Annotated in this window: 21 protein-coding genes and 1 tRNA gene; 13 read left to right on the plus strand and 9 right to left on the minus strand. The window is 59.9% G+C overall.

Going from position 1 to position 23,141, the window contains the following annotated elements:
• Positions 1 to 24 precede the first annotated feature (24 nt).
• Positions 25 to 96 (minus strand) — tRNA-Lys (locus tag PHW69_02305).
• A gap of 328 nt (positions 97 to 424) precedes the next feature.
• Here PHW69_02305 and PHW69_02310 point away from each other — a divergent pair.
• The 8 genes from PHW69_02310 to PHW69_02345 are packed head-to-tail and all read left to right on the plus strand — an operon-like array spanning position 425 to position 8,020.
• Complete coding sequence (locus PHW69_02310; protein ID MDD4004018.1) at positions 425 to 1,183, plus strand: cell division protein FtsQ/DivIB; 759 nt, start codon at positions 425 to 427, stop codon at positions 1,181 to 1,183.
• Between the two features lie 9 nt (positions 1,184 to 1,192).
• Positions 1,193 to 2,443 carry a cell division protein FtsA gene (gene ftsA / locus PHW69_02315; protein MDD4004019.1) on the plus strand — a complete coding sequence of 417 codons (1,251 nt, stop codon included), beginning with the start codon at positions 1,193 to 1,195 and terminating at the stop codon, positions 2,441 to 2,443.
• A gap of 12 nt (positions 2,444 to 2,455) precedes the next feature.
• Positions 2,456 to 3,601, plus strand: a complete 1,146-nt coding sequence (ftsZ, locus tag PHW69_02320; GenBank protein MDD4004020.1) for a cell division protein FtsZ — start codon at positions 2,456 to 2,458, stop codon at positions 3,599 to 3,601.
• A gap of 51 nt (positions 3,602 to 3,652) precedes the next feature.
• Positions 3,653 to 4,741: a PilT/PilU family type 4a pilus ATPase gene (locus PHW69_02325; GenBank protein MDD4004021.1), complete on the plus strand. Its 1,089-nt coding sequence runs from the start codon at positions 3,653 to 3,655 to the stop codon at positions 4,739 to 4,741.
• A 27-nt stretch (positions 4,742 to 4,768) separates the two neighbouring features.
• Positions 4,769 to 5,494 carry a deoxynucleoside kinase gene (locus tag PHW69_02330; GenBank protein MDD4004022.1) on the plus strand — a complete coding sequence of 242 codons (726 nt, stop codon included), beginning with the start codon at positions 4,769 to 4,771 and terminating at the stop codon, positions 5,492 to 5,494.
• A gap of 3 nt (positions 5,495 to 5,497) precedes the next feature.
• Positions 5,498 to 6,175, plus strand: a complete 678-nt coding sequence (cmk, locus tag PHW69_02335; GenBank protein MDD4004023.1) for a (d)CMP kinase — start codon at positions 5,498 to 5,500, stop codon at positions 6,173 to 6,175.
• An 8-nt stretch (positions 6,176 to 6,183) separates the two neighbouring features.
• On the plus strand, positions 6,184 to 6,771 hold the full coding sequence (locus PHW69_02340) for a lysophospholipid acyltransferase family protein (protein ID MDD4004024.1): 588 nt from the start codon (positions 6,184 to 6,186) through the stop codon (positions 6,769 to 6,771).
• Positions 6,772 to 6,826: 55 nt separating this feature from the next.
• Positions 6,827 to 8,020, plus strand: a complete 1,194-nt coding sequence (locus PHW69_02345) for a S1 RNA-binding domain-containing protein (GenBank protein MDD4004025.1) — start codon at positions 6,827 to 6,829, stop codon at positions 8,018 to 8,020.
• A 412-nt stretch (positions 8,021 to 8,432) separates the two neighbouring features.
• On the opposite strand, the gene PHW69_02350 is transcribed toward PHW69_02345, so the two are convergent.
• From PHW69_02350 to PHW69_02375, 6 genes are read right to left on the minus strand one after another with little or no spacing between them, the layout of a single operon-like run.
• The gene (locus PHW69_02350) at positions 8,433 to 10,370 is read right to left on the minus strand and encodes a sulfatase-like hydrolase/transferase (protein ID MDD4004026.1); all 1,938 of its coding nucleotides are present in this window, start codon (positions 10,368 to 10,370) and stop codon (positions 8,433 to 8,435) included.
• On the minus strand, positions 10,360 to 10,656 hold the full coding sequence (locus PHW69_02355; GenBank protein ID MDD4004027.1) for a hypothetical protein: 297 nt from the start codon (positions 10,654 to 10,656) through the stop codon (positions 10,360 to 10,362). Before PHW69_02355 ends, PHW69_02350 begins: the two co-directional genes overlap by 11 nt.
• Positions 10,653 to 11,138: a hypothetical protein gene (locus PHW69_02360; protein ID MDD4004028.1), complete on the minus strand. Its 486-nt coding sequence runs from the start codon at positions 11,136 to 11,138 to the stop codon at positions 10,653 to 10,655. The genes PHW69_02355 and PHW69_02360 overlap by 4 nt, the downstream gene beginning before the upstream one ends.
• Positions 11,135 to 12,565: a complex I subunit 5 family protein gene (locus PHW69_02365; protein MDD4004029.1), complete on the minus strand. Its 1,431-nt coding sequence runs from the start codon at positions 12,563 to 12,565 to the stop codon at positions 11,135 to 11,137. Before PHW69_02365 ends, PHW69_02360 begins: the two co-directional genes overlap by 4 nt.
• Entirely contained in the window at positions 12,562 to 14,376 is a 1,815-nt protein-coding gene (locus PHW69_02370) for a proton-conducting transporter membrane subunit (GenBank protein ID MDD4004030.1), read from the minus strand. Before PHW69_02370 ends, PHW69_02365 begins: the two co-directional genes overlap by 4 nt.
• A complete protein-coding gene (locus PHW69_02375) occupies positions 14,373 to 15,794 on the minus strand; it encodes a proton-conducting transporter membrane subunit (GenBank protein ID MDD4004031.1) in 1,422 nt (473 codons plus the stop codon). The genes PHW69_02370 and PHW69_02375 overlap by 4 nt, the downstream gene beginning before the upstream one ends.
• Positions 15,795 to 15,892: 98 nt before the next feature.
• Between PHW69_02375 and PHW69_02380 the strand changes: the two genes are divergently transcribed.
• Genes PHW69_02380 through hypF form a run of 5 tightly spaced genes read left to right on the plus strand, consistent with a single transcriptional unit; the run spans position 15,893 to position 21,309 of the window.
• Positions 15,893 to 16,630 (plus strand): MBL fold metallo-hydrolase, encoded by a 738-nt coding sequence (locus PHW69_02380; protein MDD4004032.1) that lies wholly within the window; start codon positions 15,893 to 15,895, stop codon positions 16,628 to 16,630.
• 13 nt (positions 16,631 to 16,643) lie between these two features.
• The gene (locus PHW69_02385) at positions 16,644 to 16,892 is read left to right on the plus strand and encodes a HypC/HybG/HupF family hydrogenase formation chaperone (GenBank protein MDD4004033.1); all 249 of its coding nucleotides are present in this window, start codon (positions 16,644 to 16,646) and stop codon (positions 16,890 to 16,892) included.
• On the plus strand, positions 16,889 to 17,986 hold the full coding sequence (gene hypD, locus PHW69_02390; GenBank protein MDD4004034.1) for a hydrogenase formation protein HypD: 1,098 nt from the start codon (positions 16,889 to 16,891) through the stop codon (positions 17,984 to 17,986). Before PHW69_02385 ends, hypD begins: the two co-directional genes overlap by 4 nt.
• Complete coding sequence (hypE, locus tag PHW69_02395; protein ID MDD4004035.1) at positions 17,983 to 18,990, plus strand: hydrogenase expression/formation protein HypE; 1,008 nt, start codon at positions 17,983 to 17,985, stop codon at positions 18,988 to 18,990. Before hypD ends, hypE begins: the two co-directional genes overlap by 4 nt.
• Positions 18,991 to 19,032: 42 nt before the next feature.
• Positions 19,033 to 21,309, plus strand: a complete 2,277-nt coding sequence (gene hypF, locus PHW69_02400; GenBank protein MDD4004036.1) for a carbamoyltransferase HypF — start codon at positions 19,033 to 19,035, stop codon at positions 21,307 to 21,309.
• Here hypF and PHW69_02405 read toward each other — a convergent pair.
• Together PHW69_02405 and PHW69_02410 are read right to left on the minus strand one after the other, a co-directional pair.
• Positions 21,306 to 22,655: a hypothetical protein gene (locus PHW69_02405; protein MDD4004037.1), complete on the minus strand. Its 1,350-nt coding sequence runs from the start codon at positions 22,653 to 22,655 to the stop codon at positions 21,306 to 21,308. The two genes, hypF and PHW69_02405, sit on opposite strands and share 4 nt — an antisense overlap.
• Complete coding sequence (locus PHW69_02410) at positions 22,648 to 23,139, minus strand: prepilin-type N-terminal cleavage/methylation domain-containing protein (protein ID MDD4004038.1); 492 nt, start codon at positions 23,137 to 23,139, stop codon at positions 22,648 to 22,650. Before PHW69_02410 ends, PHW69_02405 begins: the two co-directional genes overlap by 8 nt.
• Positions 23,140 to 23,141: the final 2 nt, after the last annotated feature.

The raw sequence follows: 23,141 nt of genomic DNA on the forward strand, positions 1-23,141 counted from the left end.
TGAAAGGTGGTGATAAAACGAAAATACGCCCGGTGCGGTTCGAACGCACGACCCCCCGCTTAAAAGGCGGATGCTCTACCACTGAGCTACGGGCGCATACAACCTGTTACCGAAAAATTATAGCAAAATTATCAGAAGTTTTCAAAATATTCGCCAAGGCCGCTCTGAAACAGCTCCGTCAGAAATCACGGGGAACATTGTTTTTCCGCGCTGCCGGCCTCCGCCCGGCACTGGCCGGCCGCTGGCCGCGCGGCGGTTTGAGCGCCTGCCGGAAAAACCGGAAAATCGGGTTTGAAACATTCCCTTAAACTTATTATAATTATCTGGCGGGATGTTGCGCCGAAAAGAGCTGTTTTCCACAATGAAAAGACGACGAACCCGGGTAACTCTCAGAGCAAAAGTGCGTACGCAGCGGAACAGACGCGTGGTTTCGTTGTTTGTTCTGTGTCTGCTTTTGGCCGGCCTGGCCTGCAAAGCGCCAAAAGCCTGGGCCACTCTGGCGCGGCTGGACGCACCGCAATGGACCAAATGGCGGTATCAGGGGCTGGACGTGCATTGCGCCGATAAAGCGACAGCGGCCGCCATACCCGCCGAAGTGCGGTTTCCGGCGGGCGTGGAGGTTTCCCTGAGGGATTGCGCGGTGCTGGAAAAATCGGTCCGGACGGCGCTGCCCGCCGTAAGCGTCGTGCGGGTATCGCGAAACTGGTTTACCAGGCGGCTGGAGATTGAAGCGGAAATGCGCGCGCCGCTGGCGCAGATACCCGATGGACGGTTTATTGATGCGGACGGCTACGTCTACACTCCGGATGCCGCCTCCGCGCCGGCGAATTTATTTCTGATAAACTCGGCCGCTCCGTCAAACGGCAGGATGGACGGCAGAACGGTAACGCTGGCTAAAGCCGTGCTGGAGAGCGCCAGCCTGTTTCCCAGCAGTCCGGTAAAGCTGGAGTGCGGGCCGGGGGAAACCGATTCCGTCGTTCTCAGGGACGGGACCCGCATAAAATGGGGCGAAGCCGGGTTTGTGCGCGAGAAAGCCATGCGGATCGCGCAGGTCTATAATAAAACCGCCGCGAAATTTCCCGCGCCGTACAATATAGACCTGTCATATTTCGAAGACGGGAAAATTCTGCTTTCGCAGGCTCCGGCCGCGCCGTCCCAGCTAGCGCAGGCCGATGGCATTTAAGGAGAACGCATGTCAAAGGAACGAGTGGTAGCCTCAATAGATCTGGGCGGCGGCCGTGTTACCTGCGTATTGGCTGCGCGCGATCCGGAAACCAACAGCCTTAACGTTCTTTCGGGCGCTTCGGCGCCCTGCAAAGGCGTCAAGGGAGGCGTGGTGGTTGACATACAGGAAACCGCAGCGGCGATCGAGCAGGTGGTGGATCAGGCGGAGCAGGCCGCCGGGGCCGAAGTAACCGCGCTGATCCACGGAGTGCGGGGCAACCATCTGGAATCGCGCAACAGCCACGGCGCGTACAACATTTCCAGATCGGACAAGGAAATAACCGCCGAAGACGTGCATTACGCGCTGGAAAACGCGAAAGCCATCTCGCTGCAGACCAACCGGGAAATTCTTCAGGTGATACCCCAGAGCTTTACGATAGACGGGCAGAAAGGCATACCCAACCCCGAAGGCATGGAAGGCTCGCTTCTTGAGGTGGATGTGCACATCATATCGGGATCAAATTCTCATCTCAACAATCTGCTGAAAGCCGTTTCCAAAGCCGGTTTCGAAGCGGAGGACACTTTTGCCAGCATCGTGCCGCTGTGCGAAGCGGTGCTTACGGACGAGGAGAAAGAGCTTGGCGCCGTGCTGGTGGATTTCGGTTCGGAAAGCACTTCCGTGGCAGTCTATATAAACGGCTCCGTGCGCTACACCAGGGAACTGCCCTACGGCAGCGATCTGATAACATCGGACATTGCGTGGGGCCTGCACACTTCGCGCGAAATAGCGCGCACGGTGAAAGAGAAATACGCCGTGGCCTGCGAGGGCCATCTGGTGGAGGACGAGGTGATCCCGGTGTCGCTGCCTGACCGGGCCGACACCAAGGAAATCAAAGCCACCGACCTGCTTGACATAGTCAAGCCGCGGGTGGAGGAACTGCTGGAACTGGTGCGGGCGGAAGTGGTTGCCTCCAATCAGGGCGATTTCATCAGAATGGCCGTGCTGACCGGCGGAGGCTCGCTGCTGCGCGGCATTGACGACCTGACCGCGCAGATTCTGGGCGTGAGCGAAGTGCGGGTGGCGGGCGTAAAACGCAATCTCGTCGTCTGCGACGACGAGGAGTTTTTCGGCCCGGCCTACAGCACCGCCGTCGCGCTGGTGCTGTACCCGGAACTGCGCCCTGCCTGCGGGATTGCTTCGGGCGAACCGAAAAAAACGGGATCCATAAGCAGGCTCCTGGACGTTTTCAAAAATCTGGATGTATTCGGCGGAAACTAGTAACGGAGCGGTATGACAGAAACCGGCAATATATTTGAATTCCAGCGCAAAACCGCGAAAATCAAGGTGGTGGGGGTGGGCGGGGGCGGCGGCAACGCGGTCAACCGCATGGTGGAGGCAAAAATCAGCGCCGTGGATTTCGTGGCGTTAAACACCGACTCGCAGGATCTGCGCAGAAATCTTGCGCCTTACCGGGTGCAGATGGGCGAAAACCTGACAAAAGGGCTGGGGGTCGGCGGGGATCCGGAAAAGGGCCGCAAAGCGGCCGAGGAATCAGCCGAGCAGATCCGGCAGGTGGTCCGCGGGGTTGACCTGCTGTTCGTTACCGCCGGGATGGGCGGCGGCACAGGCACAGGCGCCGCGCCGGTCGTGGCGAAAGTGGCGCGCGAGGAATGCGGGGAAGACATTCTCATCATCGGGGTGGTGACCCGCCCCTTCCAGTTTGAAGGCAACACCCGTGCCCAGCAGGCCGAAAGCGGGATCCGCGAGATCCGCAAATATGTGGATTCGCTGCTGGTCATTCCGAACGAACGGCTGTTTTCCATAATAGACAAGCACACGTCCGACTCGGACGCCTACCGTATGGCCGACGAGGTGCTGCGGCAGGCCATACAGGGCATCACCGATATCATCACCCGGGCGGGGCAGGTGAACGTTGATTTCAACGATGTGAAACGGGTGATGGCTAATTCCGGGCCGGCGCTTATAGGGATAGGCGAAAAAAGCGGCGAGGGCAAACATCTGGCGGCTGCCCGGGAAGCCGTGAAATCGCCGCTGCTGGAAAACGCGGAGCTGGACGGCGCGCGCGGGCTGATAGTGCATTTTCTGTCGCGCAAAGGCGATCTGACCCTTATGGAACAGCGCGAAGCGGTTGATTTCATCCGCGAAACCGCAAGCAAGGACGTGGTGCTTATTTACGGCACCGCGTACGATGAGTCTGTGCAGGAAGATTCTCTGAGGATAACCGTGATCGCGACGGGTTTTTCAAACGATCTCACGACCCGCAAGGTAAGCGCGCGCAAGGTGTTGCGCCAGGCCTCGCCGGAGCGGGGCGGCGCGCTGCCGGGCGGGCCGGGCGCACAGAAAGAGGAGCCGGTGCGCGATGAAATGCTGGTGCCGGCTTTTTTGCGCAGAGGCAAGAAGAAAGGTTTTTTCTGATGCGGGGCTGAAAACGCCGGACAAACAACCAGACTCAGGGGAGAGCATCATATGGCCGTTGACTTGAGCGTACTTTTGAAAACGATGGTGGAACACAAGGCGAGCGATCTGCACATAAGGAGCGACAATCCCGCCTATATCCGCATCAACGGCGACGTAAAGCCGCTGGAAGGCAGCCGCATGACGGCGGCGGAAGTGGAAGCGGTGGCGGAGGCCTGCATGGACTCCCGCACCCGCCGGATTTTCGCGGAACAGCTGCAGGTTGACTTTTCCATAGACGGCAAAACTTACGGGCGGTTCCGCTTCAACGTATTCCGGCAGCGCTCGAAAATCAACATTTCCGTGCGGCACATACCCAACAAGATCCCCACGATGGAATCGCTGAACCTGCCGGCGGAAGTGTTTAAAAAAATCGCCGAAAAGGAACGCGGGCTGGTGCTCGTGACCGGCATAACGGGCTCGGGAAAATCCTCGACGCTGGCCTCCATGATAGACCATATCAACGGCTCGATGGAGAAACACATCATCACGATAGAAGACCCGATCGAATATGTGCACGTTGACAAAAAAAGCATCCTCAGCCAGCGGGAAATAGGGGCCGACGCGACCGATTTCGTAACCGCGCTGACCGCCTCCATGCGGCAGGATCCGGATGTTATTCTGCTGGGCGAAATGCGCGACCTGGAAACCATGCACGCCGCGATAACGGCGGCGGAAACGGGTCATCTGGTTTTCGCCACGGTGCATACGCTGAACGCGACGCAGACGCTGTCACGAATCGTTGATATGTTTCCGCCCCATCAGCAGACCCAGATTCGGCTGCAGCTGGCGGACACGCTGGTGGCGATCATCTCCCAGCGGCTGCTGGCGGCCAGACAGGGCGGCCGGATTCCTGCGATAGAGGTGCTGGTGAAAACTCCGCACATCCAGAAGCTTGTGGAGGAAAACAAGCTGAGCGATATCACGATGGCTATCCAGAAAGGCGCTTATTACGGCATGAAAACTTTCAACCAGTCCATGGTGGAGCTGCATCAGCAGGGGCTGGTTGACCTGAACGAAATTCTGGCGGCCGCTTCCAATCCCGATGATGTCATGCTGTCGGTGCGGGGCATTGAAGCCGACGTCAACTCGACCAAGTAGCGCAACTTATTAAGTCCGGGAGCGGGTATGTTCGCAGAAGGCTATATCGGAGTGGCAGGCACGATCGGGGTAGGCAAATCAACGCTGACGAAACAGCTGGCCGAAGCGCTGAATTTCGAACCGGTAATGGAGGAGGTTAGCGGAAACCCGTACCTTTCCCATTTTTATAACGACATGGCCGCCTACGGCACCATGATGCAGGTATGGCTGCTAAACCACCGGTTCCGCCAGCACCGCGAATTCGTGACCCGGATAAGCCTCGGCAAAATCCGCGGAGTGGTGCAGGACCGGACCATCTGGGAAGACACCATTTTCGCCCGCATGCTCAACCAGCGGCCGGACAAGATCATAAGCGATCTCGACTACAACACCTATCTTGATCTGTTCGACAACATGGTACTGCGCGAACTGGTTTTTCCGCAGCTCATGATATATCTCGACTGCCGGCCGGAAACGGCGTTTGAGCGCATCAAAATGCGCGCGCGCAACATAGAAACCGGCATTTCGCTTGAATACCTGCGCGCGCTGGACTCCAATTACCGCCAGTTCATTGACGAGATGGAAGGCGCGGGCGTGCGGATCCTGCGGGTCAACTGGGAGGAATTTCTGCCGATTGGCGAAGTGGCGCGGCTGGTGCATGAATATTCGCTGAAGCCTTCAAATTTCACGAAATGGGTCCGGCCGCTGCGGCGGCTTAAAACCGGGTGCGCGGCGGACGACGCGCCTCAGGCGGATCCGGTAAAGGCAAAGTAACCCGTGGCGCGGAAAAACGGACTGGTGATAGCGGTGGACGGACCGGCCGGCGTGGGCAAATCCACGGTCTGCCGGATTGTCGCCGAACGGCTGGGGTACGGGTTCATCAACACCGGGGAGATGTACCGCGCGCTGGCATGGAAAGCCCTGTCGCTCGGCATGGATCCGGAGGACGAAGCCGCCGTAAGCGCGCTGCCCGGCCGGCTCCAATGGGAATTCCGGCGTATTGACGGCAGCACAATAAAAACTTTTCTGGACGGCGAACTGATGGACAGCCGGATCCTCACCGAAACGGTCAGCAGGACCTCAAGCGGCATAGCCAGATATCCGGGCGTGCGGGAGTTCATGAAAAAACTTCAGCGCGAACTGGGCCGGGAAGGCGCGATCCTTATGGAAGGGCGAGACATCGGCACCGCGGTTTTTCCCGACGCGGAGCTGAAAATTTATCTGGATGCGGCGCCGCAGGCGCGCGCGCGCCGCCGCTGCGAACAGCTTGTCCGCGCCGGGATAAGCGCCAGCTACGCTGACATTCTCGCCGGCATCATCGCGCGCGACAGTAACGACAAGGGCCGGAAATTCGCGCCCCTGAAACAGGCGGAGGACGGCGTCGTTGTTGACACCACCGACAGAAATATCGGGCAGGTTGTTGACGAGATATTGACGCTGGTTAAGCAACGGTGATCGCAGATTTGATAAGATTGGGAGGACGGCTCGTTTTAGGCGGGCTGTACCGGCTCAAAACCGACGGGCTTGAAAACATTCCGCAAACGGGTTCCGTGATAATCGCGTGCAACCATTTTTCGGACGCGGATCCCGTAGCGCTTGACATTACGGTTCTGCGCGTAAGGCCGCCGCGGTTTGTGGCGAAAAAAGAGCTGTTTTCCGTGCCGTTGCTGGGCCGCGCGCTCCGGCAGGTTCGGGCCATACCGGTTGACCGCTATAATCCTGACGGCGATCTGAACGCGCTGCGCAGCACTATTAACGGGCTGGCCAAAGGCGATTGCATGATAATCTTCCCGCAGGGAACGCGCTCGAAAAACGGCAGAATCGCCGAGCCGAAAAGCGGGGTGGGCTTTATCGCCTGCCGCAGCGGCGCGCAGGTAGTGCCGGCCCGGATAAGAGGCACGGAGCGGTTTCCGCATCCGGCACGGCTGAGCCTGATGTTCGGCGAACCGTACAGCTGGAACCGGTTCACGCAGGAAACCCGTATCACCGACAAGAAGGAAAGCTATAAGGAATTTTCCCGAAAACTAATGGAAAAGATAGAAAAATTATAACGGAGGCAACGCGTCGCGCCCACGGCGGAACCGTGCGGCACGGCGCAAGAGAGCTATGACGACAACAACCAGTAATCAGGAAGAAAGCCATACAAACCCTGTAGAGGCGCTTACCGCTCAGGAAAACATGACGATGGAGGATCTTTTCGCGGAACAGGACGAATTCCGCAAGCATCTGTCGGGCAGGGAAATTGTAAAGGTGAAAGTGGTGCAGGTGGATAAGGACTTTGTGCTGGTGGACATCGGCGAGAAAAAAGAGGGCATAATTCCGGTGTCGGATTTTCAGGGTCCTAAAAATCTGCCGGCGGTCGGCTCTGAAGTGTCGGCGATTCTGGACAAGCGCGGCGGCGAAGACCGCCATGCGGTGCTTTCGCACCGGCGCGCGGCGGAAGCGCAGGGCTGGGTGCAGTGCGAAGAGGCGTTTAACGCAAAAGCCCGCGTGAAAGGAACAATCGCGCAGGCGGTAAAAGGCGGCTACATCGTCGAGGTTTTCGGGATACGGGGCTTCATGCCGCTGTCGCTTTCCGAGATGCATCCCGCCTACAAGCATCACCTGCCGGAGAGCGCGAAAATCCGGTGCCAGATTATCGAATTTGCGAAGGAAAAAAACCGGCTCATCGTATCGCGCAAGAGCGTGCTGGAAGAAGACGAAAAATCGCGCAGGGGCGACGTGCTTTCCGAAATCAAGGAAGGCGACGTGCTGCGCGTTGTCGTGTCGAAAACCTCCAAGGACACCGTGTTCCTCCGTTTCCACGGGATTGAAGGGTTTGTAGCCTACGACAATGTGGCGTGGAAAGACGCGGAAGCCGCCATCGAAAAATACCGGCGCGGCCAGCGCCTGCGCGCAAAACTGCTGAAGCTGGACGCGGCAACGCCCCGCCTCGAATTCGGGCTGAAACAGCTGTATCCCAACCCCGCCGACATCCTGCGCCGGAAATACGCGCCCAGAACGACGGTGAAATGCAAAGTGCTGGAAATTAATGACGAGGGGATCCGGGTTTCCATCGCGCCGGACGTGGAAGGTTTTGTTTCGATCGAGGATTACACGGCGGACAGCGAACCCGCGGTCGGCGACAATATCTCGGCGGTCGTAGTGGGCGTGAACTACAAGACTTACCGGGTCACGCTGTCGGTCAAACGCTACGAAACCATGCAGAACCGCAAAATTGTGCAGCAGTACCTTAAGGAAGCTCCGCCGTTAACGCTGGGCGACCTGCTGAAAAGCAACGAGAACAATAAAAAGAAATAAGCGCCGTTCATTTCCGGTCAAAAGCCCCGTCCGCAAGGACGGGGCTTTTTCATGTGCTTCCCCGGCTGCGCCGCATGGGGCCTGCCGGCAAATATGTGAATTAATGGCTTAATGGACAAAATTGTGCATAATACCGCCCGAGAAATGATTTAATGCATTTCGTGTTGGTTTTTCAAGAGGGATCTCTACGAAGCCCCCCCCCCTTAGTATTTTGCCTTGCCTGCAAACACCGGGGATCTAAAAGCGGAATTCAAACTCCCCGGCCACGCCTCTGGATATCTGCCGCTGCCTGCCGGTAACCCGGCGCGCAGTGGAAAAAACAAAACGCGCGCTTGCGCGCGCATTTGAAAATCAGCGGTTTGCCCCACGGTACGGGTTCAAAAACGCGGACGGGGCGAGCAGGTAAGCAGAATCAGCGGATTATATAATCCGGTTTTTTCCAGGAACCGGCGGCCTGTCCTTTAAAAAACAGTTCACGGCTTATCTGCAACATTGCCCGTGCATACCGGGCCAGGCGAGCCTGCTCGCCGGGGTCCGTGGCGGGCGCGCCGTTTAAATAAAACAGGTAACCCTGCCCGCCGGAAATGGTTTCGCGATAAAAATACCTGTCCGTAATAACCCCGAAATACGGATCCTCCAGCACATAAGCCATGCCGTTGCCCGCGAAAAACGGCGTGCCGAAAAACGGCGTGCCGGCGCTGGTCGTGCTGGCCCCGCACAACCCCAGCACGCTCATTGGCAGGTTAAGCTGCGAAAACACACGTTCCTCGCGGCCCGGCTTTTGAAGCAGCGGCGACCATACAAGCAGCGGAATATGGAACCTGTCCCGCACAAACCGTTCTTCATAAGTGGCGTGATCGGCGGTGATAATAAAAACGGTGTTGTTGAAATACGGCTCGCTTCGGGCCTGTTCGATGAATTTGCCCAGCGCATAGTCCGAATAATACATCGTGCGCAATTCTTTGGGCAGATCGGGCCGCGCCGTGTAGGCGGGCGGCAGCGTGAAAGGGCCGTGATTGGTAAGCGTCATCACTTCGGCGAAAAACGGAGTTTTTGCGCCGGACAATATGCGGTTTACGTTAAAAAACAGATCCTCGTCATACACGCCTATGGGGTTATGCGCGGCGACATCCGTAAAATCGGAAAAATCGTAGAATTTTTCAAATCCGGCCTTGAGAAAGAACCCGCTCATATCCTCGAAATGCCGGTCCCCTCCGTAAAAAAACAGCGTGGCATAGCCTTCCTTCAGCAAATACTGCGCGACGGACGGCATCGCCTGCTGCGCCTGAATCTTCTTTGTAAGGTTCACGCCCGGCAGCGGCGGATACGAGTTCAGCGCGCTTAACAGCGCGCGCGAAGTGCGTGTGGCATTGCCGTAGAAATTGGTGAACAGCAACCCGGTTCCGGCCAAGCGGTCGAAATTGGGGGTAAGGCTTTGCTTTGCGCCCACCGCGCCGCAGTATTTGCCGGCGAAACTTTCCATCGTCACAAGCACCACGTTAGGGCGGCCGGAGGACCCGGGAAGAAGCCGCGCGGGCGGGGCGTTCCAGTCCGACCCGGAACGCAGAATTTCCAGCGCCTCGCCGTCGGCATAATACCTGGCGGAAGAAACGGTCCTGCCTTTTTCCTCCTCGTAAATCTGCCAGCATTGAAACAGGTTGTACGGCCCGTTTAGCGCCAGCTGGTTTATGATGTTATGACTGCTGAAAAAAGCCGCCCCCCAGTTAATCGGCCGGCGCTGGAACCCGCCCCGGATAAATAACACCGTCAGGCCGGCCGCCAGCGCAAGCGAGGCCGCTTTCGCGCCGGCTCCCTGCGCCCTGAACGCGAATATTTTCCCATCAAGCCGCAAGGTGGCGTAAACCGCCGCGCCCATCGCCAGCAGAATAAGCGGCAGCACCACCCACAGGTTCACTATGCCCGACATCGTGACCGCAAGCTCTTTCGGGTTGGCGAAATACTCGAAGAACAGATGGTTGAGCCTGGAGGAATAGTTTGAATAGAACGGAAACTCCACAATCCATAACCCCAGCAGCACGGCATTAAACAGGCCGAACCAGAGGTCCGCGCAGGCGCGCACCGCTTTGCCGGGCGCGTTAAAAGCCGAAAGCAAAGCCAGCAGAACATAAACCGGCAGAGCAAACGTGGCCGCGAGCGACAGATCGAGCCGCCCGCCCTGAAAAAACGCATACAGCACTTCCCGCGCCGCCAGTCCAGAATTACCGAACACGAACAGAAACACCAGCCGGGTCAGCCCGAAATAAAACAGATAGACCGCGCATAAAACTGCGAAATTAAAAAGGATCGTCCCTTTTGAAAACAGTTTTGCGCGGGCATTATCAGTCGTCATAAGTATCCGTTTTTCCGATATCGTTCGAACCGCTCAGCCGCACAAACCGCACGGCGAGAGCGAGCCCGGCGACAATTACCAGCCCTTCAATCCCGGAGATTACCATCACGATCCGGCCCGCGCCGGCGCCATCCAGCCCGCAGAACCCCGCGCCGAACAGAACCAGCGCCTTGAAAACCAGATCGGCGCCCAGGATCAGTTTAAAAACATTGCGCGAAACCGCCAGACAGTATACTCCCGCGCAGCCCGTGAGCGCGGCGGCCATCCAGACAATATGCGCCGTCATTTTCCGTCCCCCTGCTGACCCGGTCTTGAACCGACCAGCAAAGCCAGCGCGACCGAAACCGCCGCCGCACCGCACAAAATAACCAGCCCGCTTAAAACCGGCAGAGCGGCGCTTTCGCCGGCCGAGGAAGACGCCGGCGCGCTCCGGGTGAAAATTTCGAAAACCGACCGCTTCATGATAAACACGATAACCAGACAAACCAGCGCCGGCATCAGCGCGGAAAATCTGCGCGCCGGCTCGCGGAACAAAGTTTTGACCCCAAACCCTTTCTGCACATAATGGAATGCCGCGGCTGGCAAAACGCAGGAAAACACCAGCACACACAGCCCGGCCAGCGGCCCTCCCAGCGCAAAAGCCACGCCCGCCACAAGAAGCCCGGCTCCGCCGAGCAGGAAAGCTGGCCGCTCGCCGCGCGCGTCGCCGGCGACCACCGCCGCCGCCAGCGCTTCAAACGCGCAGAAAAAAACAAGCAGCGCCATCATATAAACACCTTCGCGCCGGGTTCCAGCAGCTGTGTGAAAATATAAGGGAAACAAAGCCCCGCCAGCACCAGCAGCAGCGATAACAGCACGGTGGGCACCAGAAACCCGCCGGCAGGCTCGGTTACATTGTCCAGCGGGATCGGCACGCGGCCGTGGAAAATTTTCCGGTATGAGGAAAGCGTGTAGACAAAAGTAAGCAGAACTCCGAACGCCGCGCCCGCGGCGAACAGGGGATGATCAGTCTTCCACAGCGAAAAAATTATCACGAACTGGCCCCAGAACCCGGCCAGCGGCGGCAGGCCCGCCATGGAAAGCGCGGACACCAGCGTAGTGCCCGCCGTCCAGGGCATGCGGCGGCGCAGGCCGCCCATATCGGCGATATCATGAACGCCGGTCTGCCTTTCAAGTATCGAGGAATTGAGATAAAGCACCGTTTCCGCCGCGGTTTCCGATACCAGCTGAAACACGGCGCCCGCAATCGCGAGCGGAGTGCCGAGCCCCGCGGCGATAAGCACATAACCCGCCTGACTGATCCCGGCGTAAGTCAGCAGATGCTTCAGGTCCTGTTTGGTAAAAGCCAGAAACGCCGCCGCGATAAGCGAAAACACGCCAAACAGCATCAGCGCGCGGGCGGCGGGCGCATAGACGAAAGCGGGCAGCACAAGCATGATTTTAAGCACCGCGTAAATCCCGGCCGTGCGGATGCCCGCGCAGGCCAAAACGGCGCTGCGCGCGCCGCGCGCCGTTGAATACAGTTCCGGCAGATCACCATGAAACGGCATTATTCCGGCCTTTACGGCATACCCGCATAACACAAGCGCTGCCGCGATGCGCATACCCAGACTTCCGCCGCCGACCGCGGCCAGCTGTGAAAACGACGTGCCGCCGGCGCAGTACGCGGCCAGCGCGCTGCCCGCCCCCGCCGCGGCCGCGCCGACAATGGAAAACGAATAGGTTTTAAGGGCGGCCCCGGCGCTGCGGGGCGTATCGTCAAGCGAAGCCAGCAGGCAGGTCAGAAGCGAAACCGTTTCGGTGAAAACAAACAGCGCAAGCAAATCCTCCGACGCCGCCGCACCCGACATGGCCGCCACAACCCCCAGCACCAGCGCGAAATAAAACCGCCGGCGCGTGGTGGGCGGCTCGTCATAACAGGCGAAAAACACGGCGGCAAACCCGGTGAGGTAAACGCTCAGGATCATCAGGAACGACAGGGTTTCGCTCGCGGTAACGCTTACCGGCGAAACGTTGAGCCTACCGGCAAACAGCACAATCGCCCGATAGACAGGGAGCTGAAACAACGCCGACAGCAACCCCGCGCCCAGCACGGCGCAGGTAATCGGGCCGGCCAGCCTGGGCCGGTACCTGCCGAGAAACAGCACCGTAAGCGCGCAAACCGCCGGAACCAGCAGATACATGTAAAGACTCATTTGGCGCCTTCCATGATCGCAATGATCAGAAACACCGCCATGCCGGCAAGCAGATACGAAAAGCGCCGCTCATATTGCCCGCGATTAAGCCGCGACATGACAACAGCAACCAGCTCCGTGCAATAGGCAGGCACGGCGCCTGTTAAAAAACCCGCAAGCCGGTCCGCAGAAGACAGCAGTCTGCCGACCGAAAACAGCACATGCATCACGCCCGGATACAGATAAAAACTCTCATTGCCCGCCATATTGATCACCCGGTTCCAGCGCGGATTGGAAGAAATGCTCCCGTACAGCCCCAGATAGGGTTTTTCTCCGGCTGACCGGCCCGCCTTGTAACCGCACCAGCACGCCAGCAGCGAACAGCCCGTAACGATGGCAACGCGCCAGATTACCGCCTCGTTCCCGCCGCCAAAAACGCTAAGCTCCGGCAGAAGAAACCTGACCGCGACAGGCACCCCCAGCCAGAGTCCCGCAAGCGCGGCGCAAGCCAGCGCGAACACCCCTTTCACCGCTGCGGCGGTGTGCGGAAGCTGCGCCCCACCGCCTTCAGCTGCGGGCTTTGACATGCTGAAAAACACTTTGACAACGGAGGCAAACCCCAACGCCTGTCCCGCCATGACAGCCAGCGCGACTGGCGCGAAATACACCGGCATTCCCGCAATGATCAAAGAGGCCGGATAAAACAGGGCGAAAGGCACAAGCCCCGAAACGGAAATTCCGCCCGCCGCGAAAATGACCGCAGCAAACGGCTGCGCCTTGAACGCGCCCGCTGCGCTGGCGCAATCGGTGACCGATCCGCTTTTTTCGAGCTCTGCGGCCGCCAGCAGCATGGCAGCCGAACCCGCCGCCACAACCATCGCGGCGGCCGCGCATGAAAAACGGAACCCGGCCGCGTCCCCTGCGCAAGAAAGCGCGATCAGGGCCGCGCCGCAAGCCGACACATGAAAAGCGATCTTTTTCACGCGCGTTTCGAAAAACGCCGCGCCGCCGCACAGCAAAACAGCGCCGGCGCAAACAATGCCCACAACTCCGCCCTGAACCGCCGAAAGAGGCACTTCGTCGCTGAACGCCTTGAGCATGAGCACGGCGGCGGCTATTTTATCCCACACGCCGAAACATAACGCCGGCCCGGCCGGCGGCAGATACTGAGCCGCTTCATGCGCCCAGCCGTTAAACGGAAAAATTCCGGCTTTAATCAAAACCGCCGTCAGCATCAGGCCCGGCGCTACAAGCTGGGCGCGCGCGGCATAAACTTCGGTCCAGCCGTAAATCAGCATGTCGGCGGTGGCGTTGCTCGACATCAGCAGGCCCGCGCCGGCGAGCAGCCCGGCGAACGAATGAACCAGAATCAGGCGCAGGCCGGCGGCCTGGGCCGGCACGCTTGCGTCGCGCACGGTCAGCAGAAAATAATTCACCCCGGACAACAGCCACGCAAGAGTAAATGTGGCCGGATTGCCGGCCATTATCAATATGGCCGACAACGACAGCCCGGCCAGCAGCCCGGAAGTGGCAATCCCGTCCCGCCGGCCGCCGCAGGTTGCCGCATGGTACAGCAGCGGCGGCAGCGACAGCGCATACAAAAGGAACAGGAACAGCCATCGCGAAAGCGTCAGCCGCAGCTTGAACTCGAAGGCGCCGGTCCACGGCACGCTCAGCACCACGCCTTCCCCCACAAACATCGCCATAAGAAACAGGCAGGCGGCGGCCGCCATGGCAGGCAGCGCGTTTTTCAGGCGCGGCATCTGCCGCACCGGCGCGAACGCCAGCACAAGCGGCAGCAGCACAGGCAGCAGCAGATTAAACGCATTCATCCTGTCACCACGCTCACCATCACCCTGATAAATTCGGCCGGATAATATGCCAGCACTCCGAAAACCAGCGCTGTCGCGCCGGCGATCACGGCGCCGGAAAAAACACAGGGCTGCGCCTCCACAGCGGGCAGCCGCACCGGCCCGGTAAAAAACACCGAATAAAACAGGCGCGCCATAGCCAACCCGTTCAACACCAGCGCCAGCATAAAGAGAACCGCCGCCCAGGGCGAGAACAGTATAACCGATTTAAGCAGCGCGAATTTCGCGGTAAAACCAGCCGCGGGCGGAACCCCGGCAACGCCAAGAGCGCACAACCCGCACGCGAGCGCGGTATAGGGCATCGCATGGAAAGCGGACGGAGTTTCCCTGATGTCATATCCGCCCGTACGGGCCGCCGCCGCGCCGACCGCAAGGAAAAGGCCCGTATGCGCCGCCGCGGCCATAAAAACCAGCTCCATCGCGGCGGAAGCGGACCCCTCGGAACCGAGGCACAGTCCGAAAACCGCCAGCCCGGCGTTGGCCGACATGGACAGCGCGATTATTTTGCGTGAATCGAACTCGCTCAACGCCGCGCCCGCGCTCATAACCGCGCCGGAGATAAGCAGCAATGCCGCATACACGTTCCACTCGGGGTTCCAGCAGTCAAGCCCCACCAGCGCCCTCAGAAGAAACAATCCGCCAAAATTCACCAGCAGCGCCCCGTGAGTAAGCGCGGCGGCGCAGTACCCCGTTTTGACGGAATCCGAGAACTGGCCCGCAAACGGGGCGATACCCGTTTTTATGATCGCGCCGGCCACCATAAGCAGCACCGGCAGGCGCGGCAATTCGGCGTATTTCAGCAGCGCCAGATCCGGCGTGCCCTTGGCGGCATATACGCCGATTATGCCCAGCAGCACCAAAAGCGAACCGGCCTCGCCGGAAATGAATTCGCGGTCGGCGGCGATGGGAGTGGAGGTGCGGTCAGCGAAAATTTTCAGCAGCCATGCGCAGACCGACGCGATTTCCCAGAACACGAACATCCACATCAGGTTCGTGCTCATGGCAAACCCGGCGGCTGACCCCAGCAGCACAAGCGCCGGCACAAAAAACCCGGTGGAATACCGCAGGAATTCAACCGGTATCGAAAAAGAATGGAAAACAGGCAGAACGAGCAGACCCGTAAGGAAAATGAAATACATGGCCGGATAATCCGCCTGCAGCAGCAGCGTCATGCCCATCGGCATTTCAATAACCGCCTTGGGAACCAGCCCGTTGCCGGTTTCAAGCAGCAGCAAAAAACCCAGCGCGAAAAATGCCGCCGCGCAGACCAGCGCGCAAGGTTTTATAGCCCGCGGACAGAAACGCCGCACGCAGGCTATCACGGCCAGCCCGGCCAGAAGCGGCAGGAAAAGCGCGAAAACGGAATCGAACCTCGGCATAATATTTTCATTATAGTATTTATACAGCGGATATGCGCCTTGTGACAACGTCCGAATATGGCTAAAATTATATATTGGCTGTTTTCCAAAGGATTGCTATGAAACTGACATTTCTGGGCACCAGCGGCTGGTACGATTCGCCGGCCGGCTATACCTTATGCACCGTGCTTGAAACCGCTGACTTCTATCTGGTGCTGGATGCTGGCGGCGGGTTCGCCTTTCTGGACCGGTGCGTAAAACCCGGCAAGCCGGTCTATGTTTTCATCAGCCATCTGCACCTTGACCATGTGGCGGGTCTGCATACGCTGGTCAAGCATAACCTTCACTCGGTGTTGTTCCTGCTGCCGGACGGATACCGCGAACCCTTTGCCGCCCTTATAAATTCGCCGTTTACCGTGCCGCTTTCAAAAATGAGCTATCCGGCCTCAATAATGGAAAGCCGGGATTTCGGAAAACTGCCGTTTAAGCTGACCGGTTACGAGCTTGATCATTCGGACAGCTGCTGGGGTTTCCGGCTCGAGCATGAAGGCCGCGTCTTCAGCTACGGCCCGGATACCGGCCCCTGTCCGAACCTTGACAGGCTGGCCCGCAACGCCGATCTGCTGCTAACCGAATGCGCCTATCTGCCCGGCGAAGAACGGCCCGAATGGCCGCACATGAACCCCGAACTTGCGGCGGCCTGCGCGCGCGACAGCGGCGCGAAACGGCTGATTCTGACGCATTTCGACCCGGTACGCTATCCGGATGCTGCGACCCGCACAGTCGCGGACTCCGCGGCAAAAGCCATTTTCGCCAATTCATCGGTCGCCGAAGACGGGCTGGCGATAACCATTTAACGGAGATAACATCATGTGCCTTGCCGTGCCGGGAAAAATCATAAGCGTAGAGAATAAAACCGCGCAGGCCGATTTTGGCGGAGTAACGCGCGCCGTGTCGGTCGCCATGCTGCCGGGCGCGAAGCCCGGCGATTACATTCTGGTGCACGCCGGTTTCGCCATCCAGTTTTTAAGCGAAACGGAAGCGGAGGAAACAATGCGGCATTTCCGCGAGATTTACGAAATTTCGCTGGAGCAGGCGCAATCGCCCGAAAAACCATGACCGGCAGCGGCCATATATTCGAGGACTCCGCGCTCGCCCTGAAAATGGCCGAGCGCGCGCATCTGCTTGCCGGACGCATAGGCAGGCCCGTGTCGTTAATGGAAGTATGCGGCACCCACACCATGTCAATCGCCAGAGCGGGCCTGCGCAGGCTGCTGCCGCGGAACATGAAACTGCTGTCGGGGCCGGGCTGTCCGGTCTGCGTGACGCCGCCGGGCGTGATTGACGGGATTCTGTCAGTCGCCAGAACACCCGGCGTGATAATCACCGCGTTCGGCGACATGCTTAAGGTGCGCGGAGCCTGCGCCAGCCTTGAAGACTGCCGCCGCAGCGGCGCGCAGGTGCAAATAATCTATTCCGCTCAGGACGCGCTTGAAACAGCCCGGCAAAACCCGCGAAACCGCGTCGTGTTCGCCGGAGCGGGGTTTGAGACCACCACCCCGTCCGCCGCGCTGGCGGTTATGCAGGCGCGTGACGAAAAACTTGAAAATTTCAGCGTTTACCCGGCTTTCAAACTGGTGCCGCCCGCTCTGCGGGCTTTACTGGAAAACAAAACCGAACTGGACGGGTTTCTGCTGCCCGGCCATGTAAGCTCGGTCATCGGACTGGCCCCTTACAGCTTTGTGGCCGGGGAATTTAAAAAACCCTGCGTGGTGGCGGGTTTCGAGGCGCTGGACATCCTGCACGCGGTCAACCTGCTGCTTGAACAGATTCTAGCCGGCGAGCCGAAAGTGGAAAACGCTTACCCGCGCGCGGTGCGCGCGCAGGGCAACCCGGAAGCGACGCGCGTGACAAACGCGGTTTTCACGGCGGCAACCGCGCGCTGGCGCGCGATAGGCGATATTCCGCTGTCGGGCCTGGCGTTCCGCCCGGACTGGTCGGCATTTGACGCCAGAACCGTTTTTGAAATATCCGAGCCTGACACGCCGGAGCCGCCCGGCTGCCTCTGCGGCGCGGTTATCACCGGGCGAGCCGCTCCGTCCGACTGTCCGCTTTTCAGAACCGCCTGCACACCCGCCGACGCCAAAGGCCCCTGCATGGTTTCTTCGGAAGGCGCATGCGCGGCGTGGTACCGTTATGGAGATCCGCTATGAAAAAAATCACCATGTCGCACGGGTCCGGCGGAGCGGGAACCGACCGGCTGATAGCCGAAACCATTCTAAAGCATTTCACCGGCCCGGTGCTCGCGCGGCTGGAAGATTCCGCCGAACTGCCCCCGCCCGGCGGGCGGCTGGCTTTCACGACGGACTCTTATGTGGTCAGCCCGCGCGTTTTTCCCGGCGGCGACATCGGGCACATAGCCGTTTGCGGCACGGTGAACGATCTGGCGGTGAAGGGCGCGGTCCCGAAATGGATTTCGGTCGCGCTTATTCTGGAGGAGGGGCTTGAAATAGAGGAACTGGAAAACACGCTCGCCTCCATGCAGAAAACCGCCTTGAAAGCGGGCGTCGAGATAGTTACGGGCGATACCAAGGTGGTTGAAAAAGGCAAAGCGGACGGCATGTTCATAACCGCATCCGGCATTGGCGTGATACCGGACGGGGTGCGCCTGTCCGCCGCCGGCATCCGGCCCGGCGACAGGATAATAATAAGCGGCCCGCTCGCCGAACACGGTGTCGCCGTTCTGAACGCGCGCCACAGGCTGGGCCTGAAAAGCGGAATAAAAAGCGACGGCGCGCCGCTGAACGGCCTGACCGCCGCGATACTGAAGGAACACGCGCCTTTCATCCGCGTCATGCGCGATCTGACCCGCGGCGGCCTGGCAGGCGCACTAAACGAGCTGGCCGCGGCCTGCGGCAGGGATTTCAGCATGGAGGAACGGCTCATTCCCGTGTCGGACGCGGTGCGCGCCGCGTGCGCGATACTCGGCACGGACCCGCTGGCGATGGCGAACGAAGGCAGACTCTGCCTGTTCTGCTCGGCCGACCGGGCGGAGCGGGTTTTAGCCGTCATGCGCGATACGGAATTCGGCGGCGGAGCGGCCATCGCGGGCACGGTCACCGAAGGCAAAACCGGACGGGTGCTGCTTGCCACCGCCATCGGCGCGGAGCGTATCTTAAGCTCGCCCGAAGGCGAAGTACTGCCGCGCATCTGCTGACGCCCGCGGCCGTTGCGCCGGTCATGCAACAAGGACAGACCGTTGAAGACAATACGCAAAAAAGTGCATATAACCGGGGTGGTGCAGGGTATCGGATTCCGCCCGTTCGTGTACCGCATGGCAATGGCGCGCGGAGTGCGCGGCTTTGTGTTTAACTGCGCGCAGGGCGTATTTATAGAAGCGGAAAGCGATGAGGCGGCCGTCGCCGGATTCATCAGCGATTTAAAAACAAAGGCGCCGCCCGGCGCGGTTATCAGGTCGCTGCGCGCGGAACTGATTCCGCTGGCCGGGGAGCGCGAATTCAAAATAACCGCCAGCAGAACCGGCGGCGAAAATTCAGCCGCCATTCCCGCCGACATGGCCATGTGCGACGCCTGCCGCCGCGATATCAAAGACCCCGCCAACCGCCGCTACCGCTACCCGTTCACCAACTGCACCAACTGCGGACCGCGCTTTACAATAGTACGCCGGCTGCCGTATGACCGCCCGCATACGGTGATGGACAAATTCGCCCTGTGCCCCGCCTGCGCCGCCGAGTACCAAAACCCGGCCGACCGGCGGTTCCACGCCCAGCCCAACGCCTGCCCCGACTGCGGCCCGCGCGCGCAATACATCAGCGGCGGAAACCGGGTTTGCGCAATAGCCGCGCTCAGGCAGGCCGCGCAGGCGCTGGCGGACGGCAAAATAATCGCCGTGAAAAGCCTCGGCGGGTTCCATCTGGCGTGCCAGGCATCGAACGATGCGGCCGTCGCTTTGCTGCGCGCGCGCAAAAACCGGCCGGACAAGCCGTTCGCGCTGATGTTCCCGTCGCTCAAAGCCGTCAAGAAACACTGCCGCGTGAGCGAAAACGAGCAGGCGGCGCTGCTTTCGTCCGCCGCGCCGGCGGTTACGCTCAAGCGCATCACCGCCGCCTATCCGGCGGCCGCGCCGGGACTGGACACGTTCGCCGTAATGCTGCCGTTTACTCCGCTGCACGAACTGCTGTTCGACTGCCGGGCCGGACTGGGACTGACCGGCCCGCTGGTAATGACCTCGGCCAACCGCGGCGGCGAACCCGTATTGTATGAGGACGAAACGCTGTGCGCCCGGCTGCCGGGGGTGTTTGACGCACTGCTGACCCACAACCGCGACATCCATAACCCCTGCGACGACTCGGTGGTTTATGAAACCGGCGGCCGGATCGTGCCGCTGCGGCGCGCGCGCGGCTACGTGCCGGCGGGCGTAAAACTGCCCGGCGCCGGCTCGGTTATGGCGTGCGGCGCGCAGCAGAAAAACACTTTCTGCATTACCAGGGGCGACGAAGCGGTTTTGTCCCAGCATATCGGCGACATGGACGGGCTGGAAGCGGAAAGGTTTTTCCTCTCCTCATACGAAAAACTGAAAGCGCTGCTCAGCGCCGAGCCTGAACTTTTCGCGCGGGATCTGCATCCCGGCTATGCCGCTTACGCGCTGTGCCGGCGCCTCGCCGCGGGCCGCGAAATAATTGACGTGCAGCACCACCACGCGCATATCGCCTCCGTCATGGCGGAACACGGGCTGAAAGAACCGGTTATCGGCGCGGCATTCGACGGGACCGGGCTGGGAACGGACGGCGCCGTCTGGGGCGGGGAATTCCTCGTCTGCCGCGGCGGCTCGTTTGAACGGGCCGGCGCGCTTGAACGGACCCGGCTTCCGGGCGGCGACGCCGCCGTCCGCGCGCCCTGGCGCGCGGCGCTCGCCTGGACCGGGGTTGAACACGGTATTTTTTCCGCGGTGCCGGTCGAGGAATTTGAAGCCGTGTCGGCTATGCTCGAAAGCGGATTTAACAGCCCGCTTTCCTCCTCCATGGGCAGGCTGTTTGACGCGGCCGCTTTTCTCGCGGGCGGGCCGGCGGAAGTTTCATACGAGGGTCAGGCGGCCATGGAATTCGAGGCGCTGGCCTCGGCAGGCAACGGACGCTGCGCCGTAATGCCCGCGTTCGGAATTGAAGAAACAGAAAATTTCGTGACGGTTTCGCCCGGCGCCGCGCTCGCGGAAATAGCCGCCATTCGGCAGGAAACACGCGGCGCGCTGCCTGTGCAGCTGCGGCGCGAAATAGCCTGCGCGTTCCACCACCGCGTGGCGCAGGCCGCCACGGAAGCGGTTGAGCTGATAGCGCGGCGCACCGGCATAAGAACAGTCGCTTTATCGGGCGGGGTTTTCCAGAACCGGCTGCTGCTCGGGCATACGGCAAGACTGCTTAAGGAACGCGGCCTGCACGTTTACTGCAACCACGCGGTGCCCGCCAACGACGGCGGACTCTCGCTCGGCCAGGCCGCGGTAGCGGCCTGGAAAACCTAAAATCTCACCGGCTGCAATTCCCGCCACGACGTTTGCGACATGGAAGCCGTGGAAGAACAGCCGGAATGGAAAATATCCGCGGACGGGTCGAGATAAAAATTCACCCGCCCGCTCGCCACCAGCCCGCCCAGCGCGTAGAGCATTCCGTAAATCCCGGTCTGGCCGGTCATGGTCAGCTGCCCGGTCACATACAGCGCGCCCTTGAACACAGGACAGCTGTCGTCGCCGCCGCCCAGATGGTGATGCGCCACGCAGCCGTACCCGAACTTGAACGGCTCGACGGCGTGGTATCCGGCGTCGCCGGGATACTGGTGCCAGCATTCATTATCACCGCCGCCGGAACAGGTCAGGGTGGAAATATTGAGCTGGTTGGTGCCGCAGAAAGGCGCGCCTTTCATATATTCCTGATATGCCCGTGCCGGCGGCGTGACTGTGAAACCGCCGTAGCCGTCGGCGCAGGAACCCTGGCCCGAGATATGCACCGGCCCCAGCGCGATAAGCACGCCCCGCAGATGCGACACGCCGGCGAGGCTGAATCCCTTTTCAAAAAACCAGACCGCGGAATCGTCGTTGGAAAGCAGATTCGACAGCGTGACGTAATTCTGGTAATAATGCCCCTGATGCCGGGCGGAAGCCCGGTAGCTTTCAAAATCAATCGCGGGCATGTGCGGCACGAAATGCGGATTATAGGACCACCACTCCATTCTGTCGGTTCTGGGATGATGAGGATTGCTGCCGCGCCCGAAAATCGCGCCGCCGGCCACCTTGCGCGGGAAATACTTGTCCGCATTGCCCGACAGCCTGATATCCTGCTGGGCGGCTATCTTGCCCCATACTCCGATCGCGTTGCCGGAAAATTTTATCCAGTAGGAATTCACGACAGTATCAGTCCGTTCGGCCTGATTGGTGTAAAGCACTTCAATCGTGCGGTACTCCCTGCCGGAAGCGTCTCTGCCGGTTGAAACGACGCGCACTTCGCCGTAAGCCGCGGTGCTCGACAGGCCGACCCGGTAAGTTCCGGAATCCGCCATATCCGAGTAGCTGTAGTCGAATTTATAGCCGGCCGGCGCCACGCCGCTTTTCACTATAAGATCGTAGACGGTGGTGCTGTCGCGCAGCAACAGCAGCGCGCGGTTCGCGCCGGCTTCCGCCAGCGCATACGCCGTCTGGTTGCGCTGTTCTTTCTGGGAAGCGTTGCTGTCCTGCCGCGCCAGATAGACCAACGAAGGCACCAGCACCGAAAGCACCGCTATTATCAGTATCGCTATCAGCAGCGACACTCCCGCGTTATCCGCCGCCCGCCGTGAAACCCGCCCTGAACAGCCTGCCGTTTTTTTGTTATTCATTCTGCACCCGTACCTTTTCAGCCCACATGTAAAGTTTTCTTTTGTGATTTGCCGATTCTTTCCTCACAGCGAACGAAACCGACAGATACCTGTCGTCATCCGTGCGCGGAAACGCGAACGCCGTAAACACCACGTCGCGCGTCATCACTCTGACCGGATCGGAAGTGGACGTGGAATACAGCACTCCGTCATCCAGATAATATGCGAGCGCGGAGCCGGACTGCTTCGTAAAAGTTATCCGCGAATAGGGCGGTTCGCCGGCGGCGCTGTCAATTGTGACCGTCGCGGCTTTCGCCTGCCGCAGATTGCGGGTCATCAGATCCATCGCCACGCGCGACTCGATCTGCAGCGACAGCTGGCTGCTGTTCTGGAGATAAAACTTCCGTATCTGAAGCAGAACGGCCGCCCCCATCAGCGCGATAAGCCCCATGATTACGCTGGTTATTATAACTTCGGTTAAAGTGAACCCTTTTCTGTTTAACATAC

The sequence above is a fragment of the Elusimicrobiaceae bacterium genome, assembly GCA_028700325.1.
Classification (GTDB): Bacteria; Elusimicrobiota; Elusimicrobia; order Elusimicrobiales; family Elusimicrobiaceae; genus JAQVSV01.